The sequence below is a fragment of the Brevibacillus sp. FSL K6-2834 genome (assembly GCF_038592925.1).
Lineage (GTDB): Bacteria > Bacillota > Bacilli > Brevibacillales > Brevibacillaceae > Brevibacillus > Brevibacillus borstelensis.
Genome location: NZ_CP151945.1, coordinates 3397228 through 3420203, shown reverse-complemented (window position 1 = coordinate 3420203; position 22976 = coordinate 3397228). Strand labels below are relative to the sequence as shown.

22 protein-coding genes are annotated in these 22976 nt (G+C 53.0%); 19 read left to right on the top strand and 3 right to left on the bottom strand.

The genetic code is table 11. The features are described 5' to 3' along the window. The first annotated feature begins 119 nt into the window (after positions 1-119). The 3 genes from NST96_RS16925 (at position 120) to NST96_RS16915 (ending at position 4066) form a co-directional block, all read left to right on the top strand. Entirely contained in the window at positions 120-1367 is a 1248-nt protein-coding gene (locus tag NST96_RS16925; protein WP_342406543.1) for an MFS transporter, read from the top strand. A gap of 746 nt (positions 1368-2113) precedes the next feature. Next, positions 2114-3052 (top strand): RNA ligase family protein, encoded by a 939-nt coding sequence (locus tag NST96_RS16920; protein ID WP_003386055.1) that lies wholly within the window; start codon positions 2114-2116, stop codon positions 3050-3052. A gap of 135 nt (positions 3053-3187) precedes the next feature. Beyond that, a complete protein-coding gene (locus NST96_RS16915) occupies positions 3188-4066 on the top strand; it encodes a cation diffusion facilitator family transporter (protein WP_024982980.1) in 879 nt (292 codons plus the stop codon). 17 nt (positions 4067-4083) lie between these two features. Here the strand turns inward: NST96_RS16915 and NST96_RS16910 are convergent, their stop codons facing one another. Beyond that, positions 4084-5016 (bottom strand): Ku protein, encoded by a 933-nt coding sequence (locus NST96_RS16910; RefSeq protein WP_342404257.1) that lies wholly within the window; start codon positions 5014-5016, stop codon positions 4084-4086. Positions 5017-5165: 149 nt separating this feature from the next. Further along, complete coding sequence (locus NST96_RS16905) at positions 5166-5309, bottom strand: hypothetical protein (RefSeq protein ID WP_170208356.1); 144 nt, start codon at positions 5307-5309, stop codon at positions 5166-5168. Between the two features lie 401 nt (positions 5310-5710). On the opposite strand from NST96_RS16905, the gene rsmD reads away from it, so the two are divergent. Both rsmD and coaD read left to right on the top strand, forming a co-directional pair. After that, positions 5711-6352 (top strand): 16S rRNA (guanine(966)-N(2))-methyltransferase RsmD, encoded by a 642-nt coding sequence (gene rsmD, locus NST96_RS16900; RefSeq protein WP_024982981.1) that lies wholly within the window; start codon positions 5711-5713, stop codon positions 6350-6352. Between the two features lie 31 nt (positions 6353-6383). After that, positions 6384-6866 carry a pantetheine-phosphate adenylyltransferase gene (coaD, locus tag NST96_RS16895; RefSeq protein ID WP_003386050.1) on the top strand — a complete coding sequence of 161 codons (483 nt, stop codon included), beginning with the start codon at positions 6384-6386 and terminating at the stop codon, positions 6864-6866. Between the two features lie 30 nt (positions 6867-6896). Here the strand turns inward: coaD and ylbJ are convergent, their stop codons facing one another. Then, positions 6897-8129, bottom strand: coding sequence for a sporulation integral membrane protein YlbJ (gene ylbJ, locus NST96_RS16890; protein WP_003386048.1), 1233 nt, complete (start codon positions 8127-8129; stop codon positions 6897-6899). Positions 8130-8255: 126 nt separating this feature from the next. Between ylbJ and NST96_RS16885 the strand changes: the two genes are divergently transcribed. From NST96_RS16885 to smc, 14 genes are all read left to right on the top strand, one after another. Next, positions 8256-9053 (top strand): patatin-like phospholipase family protein, encoded by a 798-nt coding sequence (locus NST96_RS16885; RefSeq protein ID WP_003386047.1) that lies wholly within the window; start codon positions 8256-8258, stop codon positions 9051-9053. After that, entirely contained in the window at positions 9046-10113 is a 1068-nt protein-coding gene (locus NST96_RS16880; RefSeq protein ID WP_003386045.1) for a SepM family pheromone-processing serine protease, read from the top strand. The genes NST96_RS16885 and NST96_RS16880 overlap by 8 nt, the downstream gene beginning before the upstream one ends. 84 nt (positions 10114-10197) lie before the next feature. After that, on the top strand, positions 10198-10713 hold the full coding sequence (locus tag NST96_RS16875) for a YceD family protein (RefSeq protein ID WP_003386043.1): 516 nt from the start codon (positions 10198-10200) through the stop codon (positions 10711-10713). 138 nt (positions 10714-10851) lie between these two features. Next, positions 10852-11022, top strand: coding sequence for a 50S ribosomal protein L32 (gene rpmF, locus NST96_RS16870; RefSeq protein ID WP_003386041.1), 171 nt, complete (start codon positions 10852-10854; stop codon positions 11020-11022). A gap of 218 nt (positions 11023-11240) precedes the next feature. Beyond that, on the top strand, positions 11241-12029 hold the full coding sequence (locus NST96_RS16865) for a DeoR/GlpR family DNA-binding transcription regulator (protein ID WP_031932925.1): 789 nt from the start codon (positions 11241-11243) through the stop codon (positions 12027-12029). Positions 12030-12371: 342 nt separating this feature from the next. Continuing rightward, positions 12372-12956, top strand: a complete 585-nt coding sequence (gene fapR, locus NST96_RS16860; RefSeq protein WP_024982983.1) for a transcription factor FapR — start codon at positions 12372-12374, stop codon at positions 12954-12956. Then, complete coding sequence (gene plsX / locus NST96_RS16855) at positions 12857-13984, top strand: phosphate acyltransferase PlsX (RefSeq protein ID WP_322630262.1); 1128 nt, start codon at positions 12857-12859, stop codon at positions 13982-13984. Before fapR ends, plsX begins: the two co-directional genes overlap by 100 nt. A 6-nt stretch (positions 13985-13990) precedes the next feature. Continuing rightward, positions 13991-15010 (top strand): beta-ketoacyl-ACP synthase III, encoded by a 1020-nt coding sequence (locus NST96_RS16850; RefSeq protein ID WP_003386037.1) that lies wholly within the window; start codon positions 13991-13993, stop codon positions 15008-15010. After that, the gene (gene fabD / locus NST96_RS16845; protein ID WP_003386036.1) at positions 15010-15957 is read left to right on the top strand and encodes an ACP S-malonyltransferase; all 948 of its coding nucleotides are present in this window, start codon (positions 15010-15012) and stop codon (positions 15955-15957) included. Before NST96_RS16850 ends, fabD begins: the two co-directional genes overlap by 1 nt. Continuing rightward, the gene (gene fabG / locus NST96_RS16840) at positions 15954-16694 is read left to right on the top strand and encodes a 3-oxoacyl-[acyl-carrier-protein] reductase (protein WP_003386035.1); all 741 of its coding nucleotides are present in this window, start codon (positions 15954-15956) and stop codon (positions 16692-16694) included. The genes fabD and fabG overlap by 4 nt, the downstream gene beginning before the upstream one ends. Before the next feature lie 65 nt (positions 16695-16759). Continuing rightward, a complete protein-coding gene (gene acpP, locus NST96_RS16835) occupies positions 16760-16993 on the top strand; it encodes an acyl carrier protein (RefSeq protein ID WP_003386034.1) in 234 nt (77 codons plus the stop codon). A 126-nt stretch (positions 16994-17119) separates the two neighbouring features. Continuing rightward, complete coding sequence (fabF, locus tag NST96_RS16830) at positions 17120-18361, top strand: beta-ketoacyl-ACP synthase II (RefSeq protein ID WP_003386033.1); 1242 nt, start codon at positions 17120-17122, stop codon at positions 18359-18361. A gap of 54 nt (positions 18362-18415) precedes the next feature. Next, on the top strand, positions 18416-19102 hold the full coding sequence (gene rnc / locus NST96_RS16825; RefSeq protein WP_277614074.1) for a ribonuclease III: 687 nt from the start codon (positions 18416-18418) through the stop codon (positions 19100-19102). Between the two features lie 280 nt (positions 19103-19382). Then, positions 19383-22952, top strand: a complete 3570-nt coding sequence (gene smc, locus NST96_RS16820) for a chromosome segregation protein SMC (RefSeq protein ID WP_342404256.1) — start codon at positions 19383-19385, stop codon at positions 22950-22952. The last annotated feature ends 24 nt before the right edge of the window (positions 22953-22976 follow it).

Sequence of the window (22976 nt, the reverse complement as noted above, 5' to 3'; positions counted from 1 at the left end):
AAGGCTGCCCAAAATTTAGACTGGAAAGGTGGTTCCCGTTCGTGTCAAAAGAACCCTGTGATGCAAGCGCAAACCAAAATCAAAAATCGAGCTTCCACCATTACATTCAATCCCCGGAAATGCAGGGGAAGCTGTACAAGCGGACGTTGCTTATCGTTGTCATTTCACAAATTTTCGGAGGAGCCGGCCTTGCAGCCGGGGTAACGGTCGGAGCGCTGCTCGCCCAGGATATGCTCGGAACGGACAGCTTTGCGGGGATTCCTGCCGCGCTGCTCACCCTTGGTTCTGCAGTAGCCGCGATGCTGGTCGGGCGGCTCTCTCAGCGTTTCGGACGTCGTTTTGGACTCGCAGCAGGATTCTTGACTGGTGGCGTAGGTGCGGTTGGGGTAGTGCTTGCGGCTGTTGGTCACAATATATGGCTTCTTTTCGCTTCGCTGCTGCTCTATGGTGCAGGCACGGCTTCAAATCTGCAAGCACGCTATGCAGGGACGGACTTGGCTAAGCCGCAACAGCGGGCAACAGCAGTCAGTATTGCAATGGTGTCCACTACTTTCGGTGCGGTTGCTGGTCCAAATCTGGTGGAGGTAATGGGGCGATTCGCCGCCTCGATCGGAGTTCCGGCTCTGGCAGGTCCTTTCATTCTAGGTGCCGCCGCGTTTATTCTGGCAGGGCTTGTATTTCTGACCTTCCTCCGTCCGGACCCATTCGTTGTAGCCAAGGCAATCGCTGATGCACACAAAAAGGATCAAAGCCCGGCTGCGAAAGAAAGCTCGCTCGTATCCGCAAACACCCGGGGCATTATTGTCGGGGCGACTGTCATGATTTTAACCCAAATCGTTATGGTCGCGATCATGACGATGACACCTGTTCACATGAAACACCACGGGCATGGGCTCAGTGAGGTAGGGTTGGTCATCGGCGTTCATATTGGCGCCATGTACCTGCCGTCTCTTGTGACCGGTATTCTCGTTGACAAGGTGGGACGAGTGGCGATGTCATTTGCGTCTGGGGCGATTCTGCTTGCAGCCGGGGTCCTGTCGGCTGTCGCACCTGCAGATTCCATGCTGCTGCTCACGATTGCTCTCGCTCTGCTCGGGCTTGGCTGGAACTTCGGATTGATCAGCGGCACAGCGCTTATCGTAGATGCAACCAACTCGTCTACTCGGGCAAAAACGCAAGGTACCATTGATGTCCTGGTTGCTTTGGCGGGGGCTTCGGGCGGAGCATTATCCGGCATGGTCGTAGCGCATTCCAGCTACGCGGCACTTTCGCTTGGCGGCGGCGTTCTTTCACTGCTGCTGATACCAGTTGGCATTTGGTACCATAGCAAACATAAAGCGGCCAAATCTGAGAGCATGTCGCTATAAAGCGGAGTGGATTCATCCCCGGCTATTTCCTGCAGCTTGCGGAACATACCAGAAAAAATGGAATTGGCCGACTGGACAAGCTGCCTTTTTTCCTCGACGCTTTGCTTTTCCCGTTAAAATGAGTTCCGCAATGATCAAAGGTACAGAGCGGCCCGTATGCCCGATCATCAGGTATTCAGGTAACAAAGTTTGAGGCCGGTTTTGCGGAAGCGGTGCCGGATGTTCAAAATCATATGGTAAATGCATAGGGAACCGTACATGGTGCAGTTATCTATGCGTTGGTTGACCACGCATTTTCGGTTGCCTGTAACGCGTACGGAAATACATCCTTGAGGCATCTCCACCACTATTCAGTTTATGGAATCAGCAAAGCCGGAGACAGAATCGTTGCCCGTGCGACGGAGGTTAAACGAAACGTTCGTACAGGATTCTATCGGATCGATAAATGTCACGAGGAAAATCTGATAGCTACGATGGAGGCAGTGTCATATCGGAAGGACCACTACTTTGTAGAACTTGATGAACAGAAATAAATAAAGGCAGTGCAAAGTCTGAGGCTATCCTTTCTGTCTTGGGCTAGCACTGCTTTTTTTCGCAGCAGCCAAAAACGAGTGATTCAAAGCTGTCTCCGTTTCTAAGAAAAGAACCGCTTTTTTGTGTTCTGCCCGCATCATGCATTTGAATGGCCGAATGTGGAGATGTTGATGGTAAGAGGTACGAATTAATCCTTTTCATGAGGTGAAAGGATGCATCCAATCATTCCGATGGAACCGATCAGCTGCGAAACAATCCCCGAAGGGCCGAACTGGATAGCCCAGGTTAAATGGGATGGGGTCCGAATTGTTACCTACTTTGACGGACAGGAAACGCGTTTGTTCAACCGGAGAAAAAATGAGCGGACAATCCAATTTCCGGAGCTTGCTGACATACAAACATACTGCAAAGCTCGCTCCGTAATCCTGGATGGAGAAGTCATCGCATTAGGGTCTGACGGAAAACCGTCATTTCATGAAGTGATGCGGCGGGATGGCATTCGGCGACCGGAAAAAGTCAGTCAGGCACAAAAAGCGGTTCCGATTACCTACATGATCTTTGATGTGATTTTCCTGGATGGCGAGTGGATTATCAATCGTTCGTTGCGTGAACGCATGAGCCTGCTGTCGGAAATCATCATGCCGAATGAGCACGTCCAATTGGTTCCTGGCAATGACAATGGCCAGGCTTTGTATGATGTTATCCAGCAGCATGGGATGGAAGGCATAGTCATGAAAGATCTGAACAGCAAATATGTCATTGGCGGCAAAGAGAAGCAGTGGCAAAAGAAAAAATATTACCGGGACACCATCGCAGTTGTTGGGGGAGTGACACTCCGCGATAACATCGTAAATGCCCTTCTTTTGGGGTTGTATGATCAAGAGGGGCATTTATTTTACATTGGCCATGCGGGAACAGGCAGATTCACTCAAAGCGACTGGAGGGCCCTTACAGAAAGGATAGCGCCTTTGACGCAACAGAATTCACCCTTTGCCAACAAACCATCGAGAGTCAAAGGAGCTGTCTGGTTGACGCCAAAGATCACGGTGAAGGTCCAATTTGCCGAGTGGACAGAGGGATACACACTGCGACAGCCCAGTATTCAAGCGGTTGTTGATGTACCTGCTGATCACTGTGTTTTGGAGAGTTGAAAAATTGACCAAGGCCAACATAGTTTCCCCCCCTCTACGATCATGGGTCAGACTAAAACTGTTTCTGTAGACCCACACGAACCGGGTCTGATACGATGAAGATCGCTTGAAATGGATTGTATTGGAGTGGTTCGGATGGATGTTTACGCAAATTTAAAGCAGGGAGAACGCGGGGTGTGGATCAGTATCGCCGCGTACATTTTCTGTTCGATCATAAAAGTTGTCGTTGCCTTGTTTGCCGACTCGGAGGCGCTTCTGGCTGACGGATTGAACAACACGACGGATGTGATAGCATCCATTGCTGTTTTGATTGGACTTCGAATCGCCCGCAAGCCGCCGGATAAAGATCATCCCTACGGGCATTTCCGGGCAGAGACGATCTCTTCGATGGTCGCTTCCTTCATTATGTTTGCGGTCGGAATTGAAGTGTTGACGAGGGCCGTGCCATCCCTGTTCAATCCGGAGGTGCAGGCGCCCGATATGGTGGCTGCATGGGTGGCGCTGGGCTCTGCTGTGGTGATGCTGGCTGTTTACCGTTACAACATCCGTTTGGCCAAATTGATTGACAGTCAAGCTGTAGCTGCTGCTGCGCAGGACAACCGCTCCGACGCATGGGTGAGCATCGGTACTTTTGTGGGGATTGCCGGGGCCCAGTTCCAACTCCATTGGCTGGACCCGCTGGCAGCGCTTGTAGTCGGCGTGATCATCCTGAAAACTGCGTGGGAGATTTTCAGAGAAGCCGCCCACCGTCTCACCGATGGATTTGACTACGGTGAATTGGAGGTCCTGCGTAACACGATTTCACAAATACCCGGTGTCGCCGAGATCAAAGACATCAAAGCCCGATACCTGGGAAGCAGTGTAATCGTCGACGCCGTTATTCATGTCGATCCGGACCTGAATGTTTTGGAGAGCCATGTCATTACAGAAGAGATTGAGAAACACATGAAGGAAAAACACAAGATCGGGACCGTGCACATTCATATTGAGCCGGATGAACGGCTGGCCAGATAAACAAGGGCAGAGACGGGTCAGGACGTTTCTGCTTTTTTTCTGCGCAGTTTTTTTGTTGTCGTTGTCGCGGCGGTCGGCTTTTCGGGGCTTTTGCGTTCGGGCTTGATTCCAGGCTGCTTCTTGACTCCTGCTGGAGGGGCTGGCGTTGGATGCGGCTCCAATTTTGCCGGAGTGGCCTGATCTCCAGTCGCCGCCAAGCTTTCTCGGAGCGCCTGCATCAGATCGACGACGTTGGCGCGCGGCGCAGCGGGAACCACGGCAATTTCTTTTCCTTCCTTTTTCTTTTCGATCAGCGCCTGCAGGCTGCTTCGATACTCATCTTTGTACTTGCCCGGCTCAAAAGCTGTCGTCATATTATTGATCAGCTCGGCAGCCATCCTCAGTTCATTTTCCGCCAGCGCCACATCAGCTTCTGGAAGCGCAGGCACCTGAGCTACCGGGCGCACCTCATCAGGATAAAAGATCGTTTCCATCATGATGCAGTGCTCATAGAGGCGAATGACAGCGAGACTTTCCTTGTTTCTCATGGTCACCCGGGCTATCGCGATTTTTCCCGTTTCCTTCATCGCTGCCCGCAACAGGGAGTAAGCCTTGTCCCCGGTTTCTTGTGGCGAAAGGAAGTAGCTTTTGTCAAAATAAACCGGATCAATCTCGGTCAAGTCGACAAAATCTACAATTTCGATGGCTCTGCGCGTTTCGGGAGTAATGGCTTCCAGATCCTCGTCTTGAATAATGACGTAATTTCCTTTTTCATACTCAAAACCGCGAACGATGTCTTCGGCACCCACTTCTTTTTCGCAATGCGGACACATTTTCGTATACCGGATCGGTGTATGGCATTCCTTGTGAAGCTGGCGAAAACGGACATCCCTTTCTTCAGTTGCAGTAAACATTCGCACAGGTATGTTGACCAGTCCGAAGCTGATCGACCCCTTCCAGACGGTATGCACGAAAATCCCCCTTTTTTGCTCTTGTTACGTTAGTATCCGCATGTTTTGATCGGATCGGGTAGGGAAAAGAAGGCGATTTGCGCCGTTGTGGGAGCAGCGCTTTTTTCCATAGAAAAAGCCAGCCTTCGCTTTCAGGCTGGCCTGTTTGCTTATTGTCCGTGCTTGACGATGTCCGATTGATCTGCTGCGGACTGCATGAGGCGAGCTTCTTCCTTGCCTGTTCCTGTCCGGTCAGCGCGTGACTGAGCCGCTGCAGCCTCCTGCTTTTGCTTCGATGGAAGTTTTTCAGCCATGTTTCATCCCTCCAGTACACGAAACTGGCGTTAGTGTGCCCTGCAGACAGAAAAAAAACCTCACCGCAAATGCAGTGAGGCAGCAGTCCATCTCTCCCTGTTCGGGAGCGGTGGCACGGAATGCTCCTATCAGACACGCCGTGCGCGAGTAGGAACTGCTTTTCAATTATGGGAGAGGAGAAACCGGAGGAAGAGCTTATGGGGAAACGTAAGTCTTCTCCGCGGTTGTCAGCGACACCGTTGCGTCGCTATCCATATTCTTTTCCAGTGGAGGTGCGTTTTATTCAGCATCTGCGAAAAAATTTTCCATCTGAATAATTTTACCGGCCTAGGCCGTTGTGATAGTATGAAATCATTCTCAACCAAGAGGAATAAAACCAGACTGCAAAGGTGAATGGCTTATGCGCGTAATTTCAGGTGAACACAGGGGACGAAAGCTGGTGGCGGTGCCCGGAAAAGGGACCCGTCCGACTACTGACAAGATAAAAGAGTCCATCTTCAATATGATTGGTCCTTATTTCTCGGGCGGAATTGCTCTTGATTTGTACGCAGGTACAGGCGGTTTGGGGATTGAGGCGTTAAGCCGGGGAATCGAGCGATGCGTATTTGTGGAAAGGGATCCCAAGGCCTTTTCCGTCGTCAAACAGAACGTAGCCGCCTGCCGGCTGGAGGAGAGGGCCGAGCTGTACCGTAACGATGCGGGCAGAGCATTAAAGCAGCTCTTTAAAAGGAAGATCGCCTTCGATGTTGTTTTTCTCGATCCACCTTATGCCCATCAGCATATCGCCGAGGAGATCATGCAGATGCAGGAGGGAGGACTGCTCGCGGAAGGAGCCTGGATCGTCGCCGAACACGACAGCGCCATCCGCTTGCCCGACGTGATTGGCGAATGCTGTCTTGACCGCACGTCTACATATGGTGAAACGACGATTACCATCTACCGCTTCGAACCGGGCGGCCCGACGGATCAAAAGCAGGAGCAAGAGCAAACGGACGAACTTGAACCAAAAGCTGCATCGGAAAGTGACCAGCAGCCGGAATGATTCTACAACTACGCAAAGGGGCAGGAAATCTATGAGGATTGCCGTATGTTCGGGAAGCTTCGATCCAGTAACGAACGGACACCTCGACATCATAGCGCGAGGTGCCCGGATATTCGACAAAGTAATCGTTGCTGTACTGAATAACTCGCAAAAGCAGTCGTTGTTTACCGTAGAGGAACGGGTAGAAATGCTGGAGCTGTCGACCGCACACCTGCCTAATGTCGAAGTCGATTCCTTCAGTGGACTTTTGATGGACTACATGCGCAAACAGAAGGCAAGCGTTATCCTCCGCGGTCTGCGCTCAAATGCGGATTTTGACTATGAAATGCCAATCGCGGCGGCCAACAAAACGCTTGGCGAGGATGTAGAGACGATGTTTCTTTTGACCAACCCGCAGTATGCCTACCTGAGCTCCAGCATCGTCAGGGAATTGGCCAAATACCGCGCAAGCGTTAAAGGGCTGGTGCCGCCCCCGGTAGAGGATGCGCTGGCGAAAAAATTTGCCGGCAAGTGACACCTTCTCCGTTGATTTCTTGCCTCCGGTTTATTGCGGCTTGTGGCCTTTCGTGCCGCGCAACAAAAAGCTGAGCAGCAGCAGAACACACAGGAGAGCTCCTGCTGCGAGGCCGGAATGAAGCAAGGAATCCCACCAGCTCACGACAGGCACGCCGGAGGTCGTCGGCATAAACACCGGGACGTCTCTTTCGGAAAACCAGGTAGAAGCAGCCGTTAACGGTTTCCAGCAGAAAAAGGCCAGTAAAGCGGAGAGGCCGGCGTGAATGACCCGAGCGATCAGATACGGAGCAACGCGGATGTCCGTTTCGCTGAGGATGCTTGCCACTTGAGCGTGCACGCTGAGCCCACCCCACGAAATAATGGCGCTGGCAACGACCGCTTTCCAGATCATAGGTACGGAAGAGCTGACGACGCTCACTCCTTGAGCACCCAGCGTGACCTCAAACAAACCGGCAATAATTCCGGAGGAGAAGGCCGAAGGGACGCCCAGAGGACCGAGAAACACGGCGAGCAGACTGCTTAAAAATCGGGTCAGCTCAATCGTGGCGAACAACTGAATCAGGACGGAAAAGACGATGATAAACCCGCCGATCATCAGCAAAGTATGGAGGGCTGATTGAACCGCCTCTCCCATTAGCCGCCCGAATGGCCGACGGTCCCGAATACGGGCCCGGTGCATCGCCTGCAAGGCTCGAAGCGGCAGGGGCAGGCGATTTTTTTCCAAAGGTCTGCTGGATGGGGCAAAAGGCGAGTAAAACCGGTATATCACCCCCAACAGCAAAGCGGACGCGTAATGGCTGAAGGCGAGGACAAAACCGAACTGTTCACTGTGGAAAAAGCCTATGGAGACTGCCCCGATGACAAACAGGGGGTCGCCTGTCGTCGTGAACGAGACCAGTCTTTCTCCTTCTGCCTGCGTTATGCTTCCTTGTTCCCGCAGTCTGGTTGTCAGCTTGGCTGCGACCGGATACCCGGAAGCGAATCCCATCGTAAGCACAAAGCCGCCCGTCCCCGGAACGTTAAAGAGGGGGCGCATCAAAGGCTCTAACAAAACGCCTGCGAAGTGGACGACACCTACGCCCATCAGAATTTCAGACAATACGATAAATGGCAAAGTGGATGGGAAGACAATCTCCCACCATACTTTCAAGCCCCGGATCGCCGCCTCGAAGGACGTCTGCGGATGGGAGACCAGAATGATGACCAGAGCGATCGCTGAACAAGCGTATAACAATGTGAGAATGGGAGAGCGGCGTGTCATGGCTACCTCCTGTCCTGCAGCTAGATAGTACATGTCTACGTGAGGAAGGACAAAACTATTCGCCTGCGTTGTTTGCATGAAAAGTTTGGCGATCGGCCACATACGCTTGAAAAGGGGGATGTGGACATGGAAAAGAGAAGGAAACCAAAGATAGGGCTTGCCCTGGGATCGGGGGGCGCGCGGGGATTTGCCCATATCGGCGTCCTCAAGGTATTTGAAGCCCATGGCATCAAGATCGATATGCTGGCGGGAAGCAGTATGGGCAGTCTGATTGCGGCAGTTTACGCCAACGGCATTGAGCCGCATATGATGGAAAAGCTGGCCCTCAACCTGAAGCGCAAGCATTGGCTCGATCTGACGGTACCGAGCCTTGGCTTTGTGACGGGCGAGAAAATCAAGCAATTAATTCGGTTGCTGACACACGGGAAAAGAATTGAGGAACTGCAAAGGGAGCTTGCCATCGTGGCGACAGACATCGAGACGGGAGAGCGGGTCGTGTTTCAGGAAGGCCCGGTCGATCAGGCTGTCCGTGCCAGCATCTCCATTCCGGGCATTTTTGTACCGGAGCGGGTGGACGGAAGGCTGCTGGTGGACGGCGGGGTCATCGACCGTGTCCCCATCACGGTCATCCGCGACATGGGAGCTGATCTGGTCATCGCCGTTGATGTCGCGCTGTTTGATACGCCGATGAAAGTAACGACCATTTTTGATGTCATCGCCCAGACAATCGACGTGATGGAGCGGGAGATTTTGCGCCATCGAATCCTCTCAGCCGATCTCGTAATTCGCCCCGATGTTGGACACTATAGCAGTATCGCGTATACAGGAATAGAAGAGATTATTGCGCTCGGAGAACAGGCGGCACTGGAATACGTAGACAAAATTCAGGAAATGATCGCGAACTGGGGGCAGGAGAATGAGTGAAGAAAGAATAACGACACACCGGAGTGCCAGTGGGCGAAACGGCTTTGCCCGCTGGCTGATGGTTGTAATCCCGGTTGCCCTGGGGTTGTTATTTTTTGTACCTACGCCGTATTATGTTACAAGACCTGGCTCTGCCATTGAGCTGGCCCCGATGATCGATGTCGAAGGCGGGGAAAAAGACGAGACCGGTGCCTTTATGCTGACGACCGTGCGGATGGGAGAGGCCAATCTTGCCTGGTATTTGTACGCGCAGCTCTCCCCGGATGCCGAGCTGATGGAAAAAGAGCTGGTTGTCGGCAAAGGGGAAAGCAACGAGGACTTTACCAGACGCGAGCTTGCGGTCATGGACAACTCGCAAAAAATTGCGGAGGCTGTCGCTTTCCGGATGGCGGGATACGACGTGAAGGTGGAAAATCAGGGCGTCTGGGTGATGGGCACGGTTGACAACATGCCGGCCAAAAATGTGCTGAAAATAGGGGATGTCATCACCTCAGTAGACGGGAAGAAAATGTCCCGAAAAGAGGACTTGCTCGGGTATTTGTCAGAAAAACGCAAGGGGGATTCCGTCGAGATCGAGTTTACGCGGGACGGCAAGAAGCAAAAGCAGACACTGGTTCTCGATCAATTGCCCCAATCGAAAAATGCCGGGATCGGCATCCGGCCCGAAGACAAGCAGGAAATTATCGTGCCCAATCGGGTGACGATCTCTTCCGAGGGCATTGGAGGCCCTTCCGCCGGGTTGATGATGACGCTGGAGATATATGATCAGCTCAATACGGAAATGGATCTGACCCGCGGCTATCAAATAGCAGGGACGGGGACGATTTCGCTCGACGGCACTGTGGGACGAATCGGAGGAATCAACCACAAAATTGTCGCTGCAGACAAGGCAGGAGCAGAGATCTTTTTTGCACCGCAGGATGATCAGGGACCGATCTCCAATTACGAGGAAGCGCTGGCTACGGCAAAACGAATCGGAACCTCGATGAAAGTAGTGCCAGTCCGTACAGTGGAGGATGCACTTGTTTACCTTCGTTCTCAGCCTCTGAAAAAATCTTGAGCGGACTTGCTGTCAAGGAAAAATGGTTGACAAAGAAAAACCCAGATTATATAATCATCCTTGTTGTGCATGAGGTGAAAAGCCGTGAATATTAAAATTGTAGACTTGGATCATCGCAAAGGGGAGCCGCTGCCATTTCGACTTACGTTGGATGCGGACGAGCTGAAGCGCCGTCATCACGAAATTCGCAATCTGACGCCGGTAGAAGTGTCGGGCGAAGCGACCAAGCTCGGTGACCTGTACTACGTCAATGGAAACATGAAAGCCGATGTCGATTACGTTTGCGCCAGATGTTTGAGGCCGTTTCGTCAGCATACGGAGGTTCCGTTTTCCGAAACCTTCGCCTCTGAGGAATCACTGCTCGCAGATGAGGAAGACAGTGATATCATCCCGCTCGAAGGCGATGAAATCGAACTGATTCCTTTGCTGCAAGAGGATTTTTTGTTGGACATACCCGCTTTTCCTCTCTGTGAGGATGATTGCAAGGGCTTGTGCCCGACCTGCGGCGTCAATCGGAACGAGCAAGCGTGCGGCTGCAAAAACGAGCGGATCGACCCTCGTTTGGCCGGATTGGCTGACTTTTTCAAGGACGGAAAGTAAACTTGTTTTCAAGATGTGACGACAGATCTGATGGTCTGCGCGTCTCATTTTTGAACGGATGGCAAAAAGCGTTTCGCCTATTCCATCCACCCTATAGAGCTTCTTGAGCATTTACCAGTTGAAGGAGGTGTAAGGAAGATGGCAGTACCTCAACGGAGAACTTCCAAAACCCGTAAAAGAATGCGTCGTACGCACTTCAAATTAGAGATTCCTGGCATGATCAAATGCGATAATTGTGGCGAATACAAGCTCGCGCATCGCGTTTGCCCGAGCTGCGGACACTACAAAGGTGTGAAAGTGTCGAAGTAAGAAGAGCAAGGTGAGAAATCACCTTGCTTTTTTTATTTTGTTTGGCTGTTGGAGTGGGGAGTATTGCATAGAATGAAGCTTGTATAAGTCATTGTAAGTGTTTAAAAGGAAAAATGAAATAAAACGCACCTAAATGACTTGATTTCACTTGAAATTGCTGAAAATAATGCATACAATGAAGCAAGGAACGATGCAAATCCATTACGGAGTTGACTTGTGTGTACCAGGAAGAACGATTGATGGCGATTCTTCGCTATCTGGAGCAGCATGAGCGTATCGGCGTCCAGGATATCGTAGAGCAATTCAAGGTTTCACGCGATACGGCGCGCAGAGACATCCTCAAGCTGGAGGAGCAGGGGTCAATCGTCCGCACCCGCGGAGGGGCGATCCTGCCCGGCTCTGCAAGACAAATCCGCTCCTATCAGGAACGGCTTCAGCTGGAGTCTGAGGGGAAACGGGCGATAGGCATGCTTGGAGCGCGTTTTATCCAGGACCGCGAATCGGTGATGATGGATGCCTCCACCACGGTTCGCTTCGCAGCGGAGAAGATGGAGTCCAAGGATAACGTGGTCATTACGAACTCGATTGATATTGCCGCGGTTCTCGCCGACAAGGGCAATGTCTCTGTCAAGTTGCTCGGAGGCGATCTGGATCTCGAGAACCGGTATGTGTACGGTCCCCGAGCGGTGCAAATGCTCTCCGATTTTCACGTCAACAAGCTGTTCATCGGGGCTTGCGGAATCACGGTGCATGGCTTGTTCTCGTGGTCTGAGGAGGATGGCTTGATCCTCCGGGAGATGATGCGCCGCGCGGACGCGATCTACGTGCTTGCCGACCACTCCAAATTCGGCGTCCAGCTGCTGTATCGGGTAGCGGGACTGGAGCGCATCGATGTCGTCATTACGGACGAAGAACCTGCCGAAGAGATTCAGGATGCCTTGCGGGCCAACAATGTGGACTGGATTCAGGCGACCAAGCACTTGGCTAAAGAGGATGCAACCGAATAGTGAAACGGGATAAACTTTGCCGGGCCGGCGTTATGGCAACAGCGTGACGGCAGGCAAATTTATCAAAGGGGAGCTCCTGATGGTCGGGGCTCCTTTTTAGTTTTTGTATTTACATTGCTCGACCGGCGATGGAAGCCGGATTTTCTTTCAGGCGAAGGTCTTTGCTTCAAAATGGACCTTGGGGAACCATTCCCCTTCAAAAATCACAGGTCTATGGTCGTTTTTTTGCCGCAACCCCTGATCTTTACTTGTAATTGCAAGCATCCTCCCTTATACTTTGGTTGGTACCTGGTATTAAAAACAGCTCGTAAACATATGGATGCGAATAAAGACACACTGGGGGTGTTGAGCATCGCCCGCTTGCCAAAAAAAGACCGCCAGAATCGTCTGGTGCAGTTTCTGCAGGAGAATCCTTTTGCCACTGACGAGGATCTGGCTGAGTTATTTCAGGTCAGTATTCAAACAATACGGTTAGACCGTTTGGAACTTGGAATACCGGAGCTGCGCGAGCGTATCAAGTCCGTTGCCGAAAAAAATCTCGACCCGGTAAAATCGCTTGGGATCGATGAAGTGATCGGCGACGTGGTTGACCTTCAACTGGACGTACAGGCAATCTCTGTACTTGAAATTAAAGAAGAGCATGTTTTTGCTCGGACACAAATCGCTCGAGGCCACTACATATTTGCGCAAGCCAATTCACTGGCAGTCGCTGTCATCGATGCCGATGTGGCTTTGACCGCGACTGCACGCATTCGCTTTGTCCGCCCGGTCAGACTGGGCGAAAAGCTGGTAGCCAAAGCGGTCGTACGAAATCGCGATGGCGATGAATGCAAGGTTCGCGTCGAAACAAAGGTGCAGGGAGAGCTCGTTTTTACAGCGACATTCCGAGTCGTCGGGATGTCAAATGTCAGCACGAGAAATATATGAGCAAACAAGGAGGGACACGGATGCGAATCGCATTGGATGCGATGGGAGGAGACAACGCTCCGCGAAGCGCTGTACTGGGCGCATGGGAGGCAGTCAAAGAGAATCCGGCTTTAACGGTGGTGCTGGTGGGAGACGAGGAAGCCATACGGCGTGAACTGCCTGGAGAGCTTCCGTCCGGTTTGGAAATCCACCATACGTCGGAAATCATTGAGGCTGATGATGAACCGGTGCGGGCCGTCCGGCGAAAAAAGGATTCGTCTCTCGTCGTAACGGTGCAGCTTGCCAAGGAAGGCAAGGTAGATGCTGCGATTTCGGCAGGAAATACGGGTGCGCTTATGACAGCCGGACTTCTGCTGTGCGGAAGAATGGAAGGAATCGAACGGCCTGCGCTTGCTGCCTTTATCCCCAACATCAAAGGAAGGGTCACGTTGGCGCTTGATGTTGGAGCCAATATGGACGCCAAGCCGCAGCATCTCTATCAATACGCAATCATGGGAAGCCTGTACGCGGAAAAGGTGCTTGGCTTTGAACGTCCCCGCGTGGGGCTGTTGAACGTCGGGACGGAAGAAGGCAAGGGAAACGAGCTGACAAAAGCCGTTTACGGAATGCTCGTGGATGCCGATTTGCATTTCATCGGAAATGTGGAGTCCCGCGATGTCATGCAGGGCGAGTGCGACGTGCTTGTTTCTGACGGCTTTGTTGGAAACGTGCTGTTAAAAGCAATGGAAGGCACGGCAGCGACAATCTTTTCTGTCTTGAAGCAGGAATTTACTTCCAGTTTGATTAATAAAGTAGGGGCGGCTATTCTAAAACCGGGTCTGGTCCGGTTCCGCAAACGGATGGATTACGCGGAATACGGAGGAGCACCGCTTTTGGGATTGCGGCGACCAGTCATCAAGGCGCACGGCTCGTCAGACGAACGAGCGGTCAAAAATGCGATAGCCAGTGGCGTACGTTTCGTTTCACAGGATGTGAACGGGTACATTCAGGACGCCTTGCAGAAAAATACACCGGGAGAAAGTGAGTGAGAACAGATGAAAGGAACGCGTTCGGTTGGAATTTTGGCGACAGGCTCCTATACACCTGAGAGAGTGCTGACCAACTTTGATCTGGAAAAAATGGTGGAAACCTCGGATGAATGGATCGTGAGCCGCACGGGTATCCGGGAACGCCGCATTTGCGGACCGGAGCAGGCTTCTTCCGATTTGGCCCTGGAAGCCGCGAAAAAAGCGCTGGCCAAAGCGAATATCAGTCCGGAACAGCTTGACATGATTATTGTGGCTACGGTTACGCCTGACACGATGTTCCCATCGACAGCCTGCATCTTGCAAGAAAAGCTGGGGGCGAAAAAAGCGGCGGCACTGGATGTTTCGGCTGCGTGTACCGGATTTTTGTACGGGATTGCAACGGGAAGCCAGTTCATCGCCAACGGACTGTACCGTTATATCCTCGTCGTAGGGGTGGAGACGCTCTCCAAAATCACCAACTACAAGGACCGCAATACATGCGTTTTGTTCGGAGACGGTGCAGGGGCTGCGGTACTCGGACCGGTCAAGGATGGTCTCGGGTTCCAGGCATTTGAGCTGGGGGCAGACGGATCGGGCGGCGCACTTCTGTCTCAACCGGCTGGCGGTTCCCGAATCCCGGCTTCCGCCGAATCCATTGAAAACAATCTCCACTACATTTCGATGGCTGGCGGAGAAGTGTTCAAGTTTGCGGTGCGTGTCATGAACTCCGCAACGGAAGCCGTGCTGGAAAAATCGGGTGCCTCCAAGGAAGACATCGACCTGCTGGTGCCGCATCAGGCAAACAAGCGCATCATTGACTCGGCGATTCAACGCTTCGGCCTCTCCGAAGATAAAGTGGCCATTAACCTGGACCGCTACGGAAACATGTCTTCCGCATCGATCCCTGTTGCGCTGGACGAAGCGATCCAGGAAGGGCGGCTGAAGGAAGGAGACAACGTGATTCTCGTCGGCTTTGGCGGCGGACTCACCTGGGGTGCGACTTTGCTTAAATGGTCGACCCAAGAAGCGGAAGGAGGAGAAAAGTAATGGGTAAGGTGGCATTTGTGTTCCCGGGACAGGGGTCTCAATTTGTCGGGATGGGCCAGGCGCTGTCGCAACAGTCAGATGCCGCACGGCGCATTTTTGAACAAGCCGATGAAGCGCTCGGTTTTTCCCTCTCTCGTCTTTGCTTTGAAGGTCCGGAAGAAGAGCTTCGCCTGACGGCCAATACACAGCCGGCCATTTTGACGGCAAGTGTAGCCGTACTGGAGGCACTTCGGGAAAAGAAAGCGGATATGAAGGTTGATTTTTATGCGGGCCATAGCTTGGGCGAATATTCTGCGCTGGTGGCGGCAGGAGCCCTGTCCTTCACGGACGCGGTGAAAGTCGTACGGGCACGCGGCCAGTTCATGGAGGAAGCCGTTCCAGCAGGCCAGGGCGCCATGGCAGCCGTTCTCGGGATGGAGCGCGGAGCCCTGCATGCTGTTTGCGAGGAAGTCAGCGGTGCCGGGAACCCTGTCCAACTAGCCAATATGAACTGCCCTGGACAGATCGTTATTTCCGGATCGGCTGAGGGCGTAAAGCTGGCAGGCGAAAAGGCCAAAGCAGCCGGAGCCAAGCGGGTACTGCCGCTTAACGTAAGCGGACCGTTTCACTCCAGTCTGATGCAGCCTGCGGCCGATAAGCTTCAGTCTGTGCTCGCAGAAGTCAGCGTACAGGCTGCTTCTGTGCCGGTAGTGGCGAACGTCTCGGCTCGTCCTGTTTCGGATGCGGGAACCATTGTGGACAGCTTGATCCAACAGGTAGCGGCCCCTGTATTGTGGGAAGATACCATTCAATGGATGGTCGAGCAGGGGGTCACAACCTTCGTTGAGGTAGGTCCAGGAAAAGTTTTGGCAGGCTTGATCAAAAAAATCGCCCCGGCCGAGACGAAAATCGTCTCCGTACAGGATATGGAATCGCTGACGGAGCTGTTGAACGGAGGTATCCTATGATCACAGGAAAAACGGCGCTCGTTACGGGTGCTTCCCGGGGAATTGGGCGTGCGATCGCCTTGACTCTGGCTGAAGCGGGAGCCAATATCGTGGTGAACTACTCAGGCAGTGAAGCGGCTGCGGCCGAAACCGTTGCCAAGGTGAAAGAGCTGGGCCGCGACGCGATTATGGTACGGGCGAATGTAGCCGATGCCGAAGAAGTAAACAATATGTTTAAAGAGGCTTTGGATCACTTTGGAACCATTGACATCCTCGTCAACAATGCGGGAATTACCCGCGACAATTTGCTGATGCGGATGAAAGAAGAGGAATGGGACGATGTGATCGCGATCAATCTCAAAGGCGTGTTCAACTGTATCAAGGCAGCGACCCGCCCGATGATGAAGCAGCGATCCGGCCGGATTATCAACATCACGTCCGTTGTCGGTGTGATGGGCAATCCGGGCCAGGCCAACTACGTGGCCGCAAAAGCGGGCGTGATCGGACTGACGAAGACCTCTGCGCGTGAGCTTTCCTCCCGCGGTATCACGGTAAATGCGGTCGCTCCCGGTTTTATCGATACCGATATGACCGCCGCTTTGCCGGAAGACGTGAAATCGTCGATGCTGGGTCAAATCCCGTTGGGCCGTTTCGGACAGGCCGAGGACATCGCCCGCGTCGTTCTGTTCCTGGCTTCAGATGCTGCTGGCTATATGACCGGACAGACGCTTCACGTTGACGGCGGTATGTACATGTAACAAAGAGCCTGCTAGTTTTTCATAGGCTCATCCACTATAATTACGGGGAGAGGGGGTGAAGCAAAATGGCAGATACATTTGATCGTGTGAAAAAAATCATCGTAGATCGTCTGGGTGTAGATGAGTCCAAAATCACTTTGGAGGCTTCTTTCAAAGAAGATCTTGGTGCTGACTCCCTGGATGTTGTTGAACTGGTAATGGAACTGGAAGACGAATTCGATCTGGAAATTTCCGACGAAGACGCTGAAAAGATCACTACTGTTGGTGAGGTTGTTTCCTACATAACAGCTAACAAGTAGTTCCATTCAGTGGAAGTCCCGCATGGTCGGGGCTTCCCCCTTCCTTTCTCCATTTCCGATCGCAGTTCAACCCCTAAAAAGCAACAAGGAAGCGTATGGCTGACTTCATTATAGAGGTGATACCTTATGAAACGCAGAGTGGTGATTACCGGCGTTGGCGTTGTTTCGCCGCTTGGCAATGACGCGACGACATTCTGGAATAGCTTGCTGGAAGGAAAGTCGGGCATTTCACCGATTACTTCTTTCGATGCCTCTGACTACCCGACGCAAATTGCAGGGGAAGTCAAAGATTTCAATCCAGAAGACTATATGGATAAAAAAGATATTCGACGTACAGACCGATTCGTTCAGTTTGGACTGGCTGCTGCCAAGATGGCTGTGGAGGACGCCAAGCTGGAAATCACAGCTGAAAATGCCGAACGTGTTGGTGTATACATCGGATCAGGCATCGGGGGGCTCAGCACTTGGGAGGAGCAGCATCAGGTGCTGCTGGAAAAAGGGCCGCGCCGCGTCAGCCCGTTCTTTATCCCGATGCTTATCGCGAATATGGCTTCTGGAGCCGTGTCCATTCAATACGGAGCCAAAGGGCCTACTTCCAGTGCGATTACCGCATGTGCGACTGGAACGAACGCGATTGGCGACGCGCTTCGCCTGATCCAATACGATCAAGCGGATGTCATGATCACCGGGGGCGCAGAAGCGACGATCCGTCCGATGGCGTTTGCCGGCTTTTGTTCTGCCAAGGCTATGTCTACGCGAAATGACGAACCGACGAAGGCCAGCAGGCCGTTTGACCGCGACCGCGACGGATTTGTCATGGGCGAGGGTGCGGGCGTGCTTATTCTCGAAGAGCTTGAGCACGCGAAAAAACGCGGGGCTACCATTCTCGCAGAGGTGATCGGCTACGGCATGAGCGCGGACGCCCATCACATCACCGCTCCATCACCGGGAGGCGAGGGTGCTGCCCGCTGCATGAAGAACGCACTGAGAGACGCAGGTATCGAACCTTCCGAAGTGGAGTACATTAATGCACACGGTACTTCCACGGGTCAAGGGGACATTGCGGAAACGATGGCGATCAAGGAAGTGTTTGGCGAGCATGCATACAAGCTTGCAGTCAGCTCGACCAAATCGATGACGGGGCACCTGCTCGGTGCAACAGGCGGGGTAGAAGCGATTGCAACGGCGTTCGCGCTCCGTGATCAAATCTTGCCGCCGACGATTAATCTGGAGAACCCCGATCCAGAGTGCGATCTGGATTATGTACCGAATGAAGCACGCAAGGCGAAGGTGAATGTGGCCCTTTCCAATACGTTTGGATTTGGCGGTCACAACGCAACCATTATTTTAAAGCGTTACGAGGCATAAATGGTCCCTGCTCACAAGAAGAGTAGGAAGTCTTCGGGGATGGTGGTGAGGGTGATGAATTTCGCCGAGCTGCAAGAAACCATTGGCATCCGGTTTCGCGACGAGAGTGTTTTGCGGCAAGCGTTCACCCATTCTTCTTACGTCAACGAGCAACGCGGCAAGCGTATACAGGATAACGAGCGGCTGGAGTTTCTCGGCGACGCTGTCCTGGAGCTTACCGTTTCCCAGTTCCTGTATAAAACTTTTCCCAAGATGAGCGAGGGCGAAATGACCAAGCTTCGAGCAGCGATCGTCTGCGAGCCCTCACTCGTAAAGTTTGCTGAGCTGCTTCGCTTTGGTGAGCTCGTTCTCTTGGGAAAAGGGGAAGAATTGACGGGTGGCCGGCAGCGGCCCGCTCTGTTGGCAGATGTGTTTGAAGCATTTATCGGAGCGCTTTACCTGGACCAAGGTCTGGATGCGGTTTTCACCTTTATGGAAAAATACGTTTATCCGCGCGTGGATAAAGGGGAGTTTACCAACCTGACGGACTTCAAGAGCCAGCTCCAGGAATTTGTTCAGCAGGATAACCTGGGTGAAATCAACTACCGCATATTGGAAGAAAAAGGCCCTGCTCACAACCGTGAGTTTGTGTCCGAAGTGCTTTTGAACAATCGGTCGCTGGGTGTTGGCACAGGCCGTTCCAAGAAAGAAGCGGAACAACAGGCAGCCGCAAAAGCATTGATTCTACTCGGTGCCAAGTAATACGGAAAATGAGTATGAAGGAGAGTGAGGAAGCGCCTGTGCTTGTCTCGCTCTTTTTTTCATATGGTTTGTAGAAGCGTACAGCAAAGGCTCCATCTGTCAGGACGGAGAAAGATACCGCTCGATTGCAGTTATATGGTACACTATAAAGGGAATGTCCTAGAAAAAATCTTGCGCTCCTGTCCCAGGCAGGAGCTTTCTTTTAGAACGCTATTCAAGTAGTGACAGTTTCTTTGTAGAGCTTCAAAACAGGAGCTTTTTTGGTAGGAGGACCATTCGTATGTATTTGAAACGCCTGGAACTGGCAGGGTTCAAATCGTTTGCAGACCGGACAGAGCTTGAATTTGTCCCTGGTGTCACCGCTGTAGTCGGACCAAACGGCAGCGGCAAAAGCAACGTCTCGGACTCGATCCGCTGGGTGCTCGGCGAACAGAGCGCCAAGTCTCTTCGCGGAGCCAAGATGGAAGACATCATTTTTGCCGGCAGCGACTCGCGAAAACCGGTAAATTATGCAGAAGTGACCTTAACGCTGGACAATACCGACAGGTCTCTCGACGTGGAGTATTCGGAAGTATCCGTGACCCGTCGGGTGTATCGTTCGGGCGATAGCGAATATTACATAAATAAACGAGCGTGCCGGCTCAAGGACATTATGGAGCTGTTCATGGATACCGGGCTCGGAAAAGAAGCATACTCGATCATCGGACAAGGAAAGATCGAGGAAATCCTCAGCACGAAATCCGAAGACCGCCGCGGCATTTTCGAAGAGGCGGCAGGGATCGTCAAATACAAGAGCCGCAAGCGGGAAGCAGAGAAAAAGCTGGATGAAACGGAACAAAATCTCGTTCGTATTCATGATATTGTCAGCGAGATAAACGAGCAGGTCGGCCCTTTGAAAGAACAGGCCGAAACCGCACGTACCTATAAGCAATTGCATCAGACACTGGTTGAGCATGAAATCTCCCTTTACGTACAGCAGATCGAAGCCGCCCATGCGAAGTGGGAGGAAGCGGGAAGACGCGTCCAGGAGCTTCAGGAAGAGCTGGCCGGACAGTCGGCGCAGGCATCCTCCAGAGAAGCCGATCTGGAGAAGGCGAAGTTTCACGTCAGCCAGATAGATGAATCGATTGAGGAGTTGCAGCAGGTTCTCTTGACCGTCAGTGAGGAGACGGAAAAAGTAGAGGGGCAGCGGGAAGTGTTGAAAGAAAGGCTGCGCAACCTGGCAGCCAATCGCTCGCAAACAATCGAGCAGCTTCACCGCATTACGGAAAAGCAGCACGCCGTGGAAGCGGAACTAGAGGGAGAGCGGGCCCGCAAGGAAGAGACAAGCAAGCGGCTCTCGGAAGCCCAAGCTGCCCTGCGCGAGGCGGAGAACCAGTTTTACGCCATGGTCCAATCGCTGACCGACGACGTAGAGCGGCTAAAGGGCGACTACTTTGAAAAAGTAAACGATCTGGCCAATTTGCGAAATGAGATTCGCCATCAGCAGCAGCTACTGCAGACAGGCCTTGCCCGTGCAGAAAGACTTTCGAGCGAGAAAGAGCGGCTTGACCAGGAGGAAGCGACCCGGATCGGAAAAATCGAAGAGCTTCGGGGGCAGCTTCGGGAGATCGAAGCGGCACTTGAGGAGACGCTGGCCCGCTACAAGGAATCGCTCGAACGGATTCGCGAGGGACAAGCCCGGTTGGAGACGGCCCGGCGCGAGCTGAGGCAGGCGGAGCAGCGCAAAGAAGCGATCCGTTCCCGCTTGGATATGCTCAAGGAAATGCAGGCTGACTTTGCCGGCTTCCAGCAAGGGGTAAAGGAAATATTGAAGGCCCGGGAACGCGGATTTCAAGGCATTCACGGCGCCGTGGCGGAGCTGGTTGTCGTACCGGAGAAATACGAGACAGCGATGGAAGTGGCCCTTGGCGGAGCGCTGCAAAACGTCGTGGTGGAAAATGAGGCTGCCGGCCGGGCTGCCATCGCTTATTTGAAGCAGCACAACGCGGGACGAGCTACCTTTCTCCCGCTGGATGTCATCCGTCCGCGCAGTCTGCAGCCGGAGGACAAGCGCCTTCTCGGCAAGGAGGCGGGCGTCGTCGGCATTGCCAGCGAACTGGTTTCCTATGATGCTGCGTATCGGACCATCGTAGAGTCACTGCTGGGAAATGTGATCGTGACAGAGTCTCTTGAACAGGCGAATCGCGTAGCCCGCACGATCGGGTACCGCTACCGGGTCGTGACTTTGGAAGGGGACATCGTCAACGCCGGGGGTTCCATGACGGGTGGCGCCTTGAAGAAAAACTCGACGAACCTGCTGGGGAGAAACCGTCAGGCTGAAGAGCTGGAAGCGCAAATGACCCAGATCGAAGAGGCCATTATTGGGCATACTACACTGGTGGAAAATGTAACCAAAGAGCTGCTTCAGATCGAGCAGGAGCAGGAGCAGCTGCGCAATCAGGGAGAACAGCTTCGCCTCAAGGAGCAGGAAGTGAAGGTCATCCTGCAACAGACAGAGGGAGAAGGGAAAAATCTCTCCGACCGGCTGCTCGTGGTCGATCAGGACATTGCCGGTTACGAACGGGAAATGAATGAAGCCCGCAAAAAGCTGGAGGAGCTGGAAGCAGCTCTCGCCCTGATGACGGAGGAAGAAAAAGCGCTGTCGGACCAGATTGCCGCTGCGGAAGCAAAGCGTCAGGAGCAACTGGAATCAAAAGAAGAGATGAATCAACGGATCACCAGCTTGAAGGTGCTGGATGCGCAGGTGAGCTCTGAGCATCAATCCCGCGTCGAGCAGGTAGAGAGATTGGAAGAGCAAAAGAAGACCCTGCAGCGCGAATGGGAAGAGCTGAATAAGACACTTGCTTCCTACGACGAGCTGGAGGCGACGAACGAAACAAGCAGTGCCGAGCTCGACCAGAAGATCGCCGAGCTGCGCCAGGATAAAGAGCGAGTCGCTTCGCTGATCCAGGAACGCCGTAGCGAACGCGCGACTCTGTACCATCGCCAGGAGCAGGTGGAGCTGGAGGTAAAAGAGATCCGCAAGCGGCTCAAAGCATTGGAAGACAGCCTGCATCAGGAGGAGGTCAAGGTCAACCGCTTTGACGTCGAACTGGATCACTTGTTGAATAAACTCTCCCAAGAGTACGAAATGAGCTATGATCTGGCCAAGCAAAAATATCCGCCGCGCGGCGAGATTGAAAGCGAGCAGCAAATCGTCAACCGCTTGAAGAAAGAAATTGCCGCGCTCGGTACAGTAAACCTCGGCGCGATTGAAGAATACGAACGCCTTTCGGAGCGACAGCAATTCCTCAGTGCCCAGGAAGAGGATTTGAATGAAGCCAAAGCGATGCTCTACCAGGTGATCGAAGAAATGGACCAAGAGATGTCCCGCAGGTTCAAGGAGACCTTTGACGCGATCCAGGAGCAGTTCCGGGACGTATTTGTCCAGTTGTTTGGCGGAGGCCGGGCCGATCTGGTATTATCCAATCCAGACAGTCTGCTCGATACGGGCATTGACATCGTCGCCCAGCCACCCGGCAAAAAGCTGCAAAATCTCGCCCTCCTCTCAGGGGGAGAACGCGCACTGACAGCGATGGCCCTGCTGTTTGCCATACTCAAGGTCAAGCCGGTGCCGTTCTGCGTGCTCGACGAGGTAGAGGCTGCGCTGGACGAGGCCAATGTCAACCGCTTTGCCGAATACATGCATCAATTCAGCGGTCAGACACAGTTTATTTGCGTGACTCACAGGAAAGGCACCATGGAGAGCGCCGATGTGCTGTACGGTGTCACGATGCAGGAGGGCGGCGTTTCCAAGATCGTTTCCGTCAAGCTGGAGGACACGCGCAAATATATCGAGTCGGCTTGAGAAGCCCGATAAAGCCAGTCATGT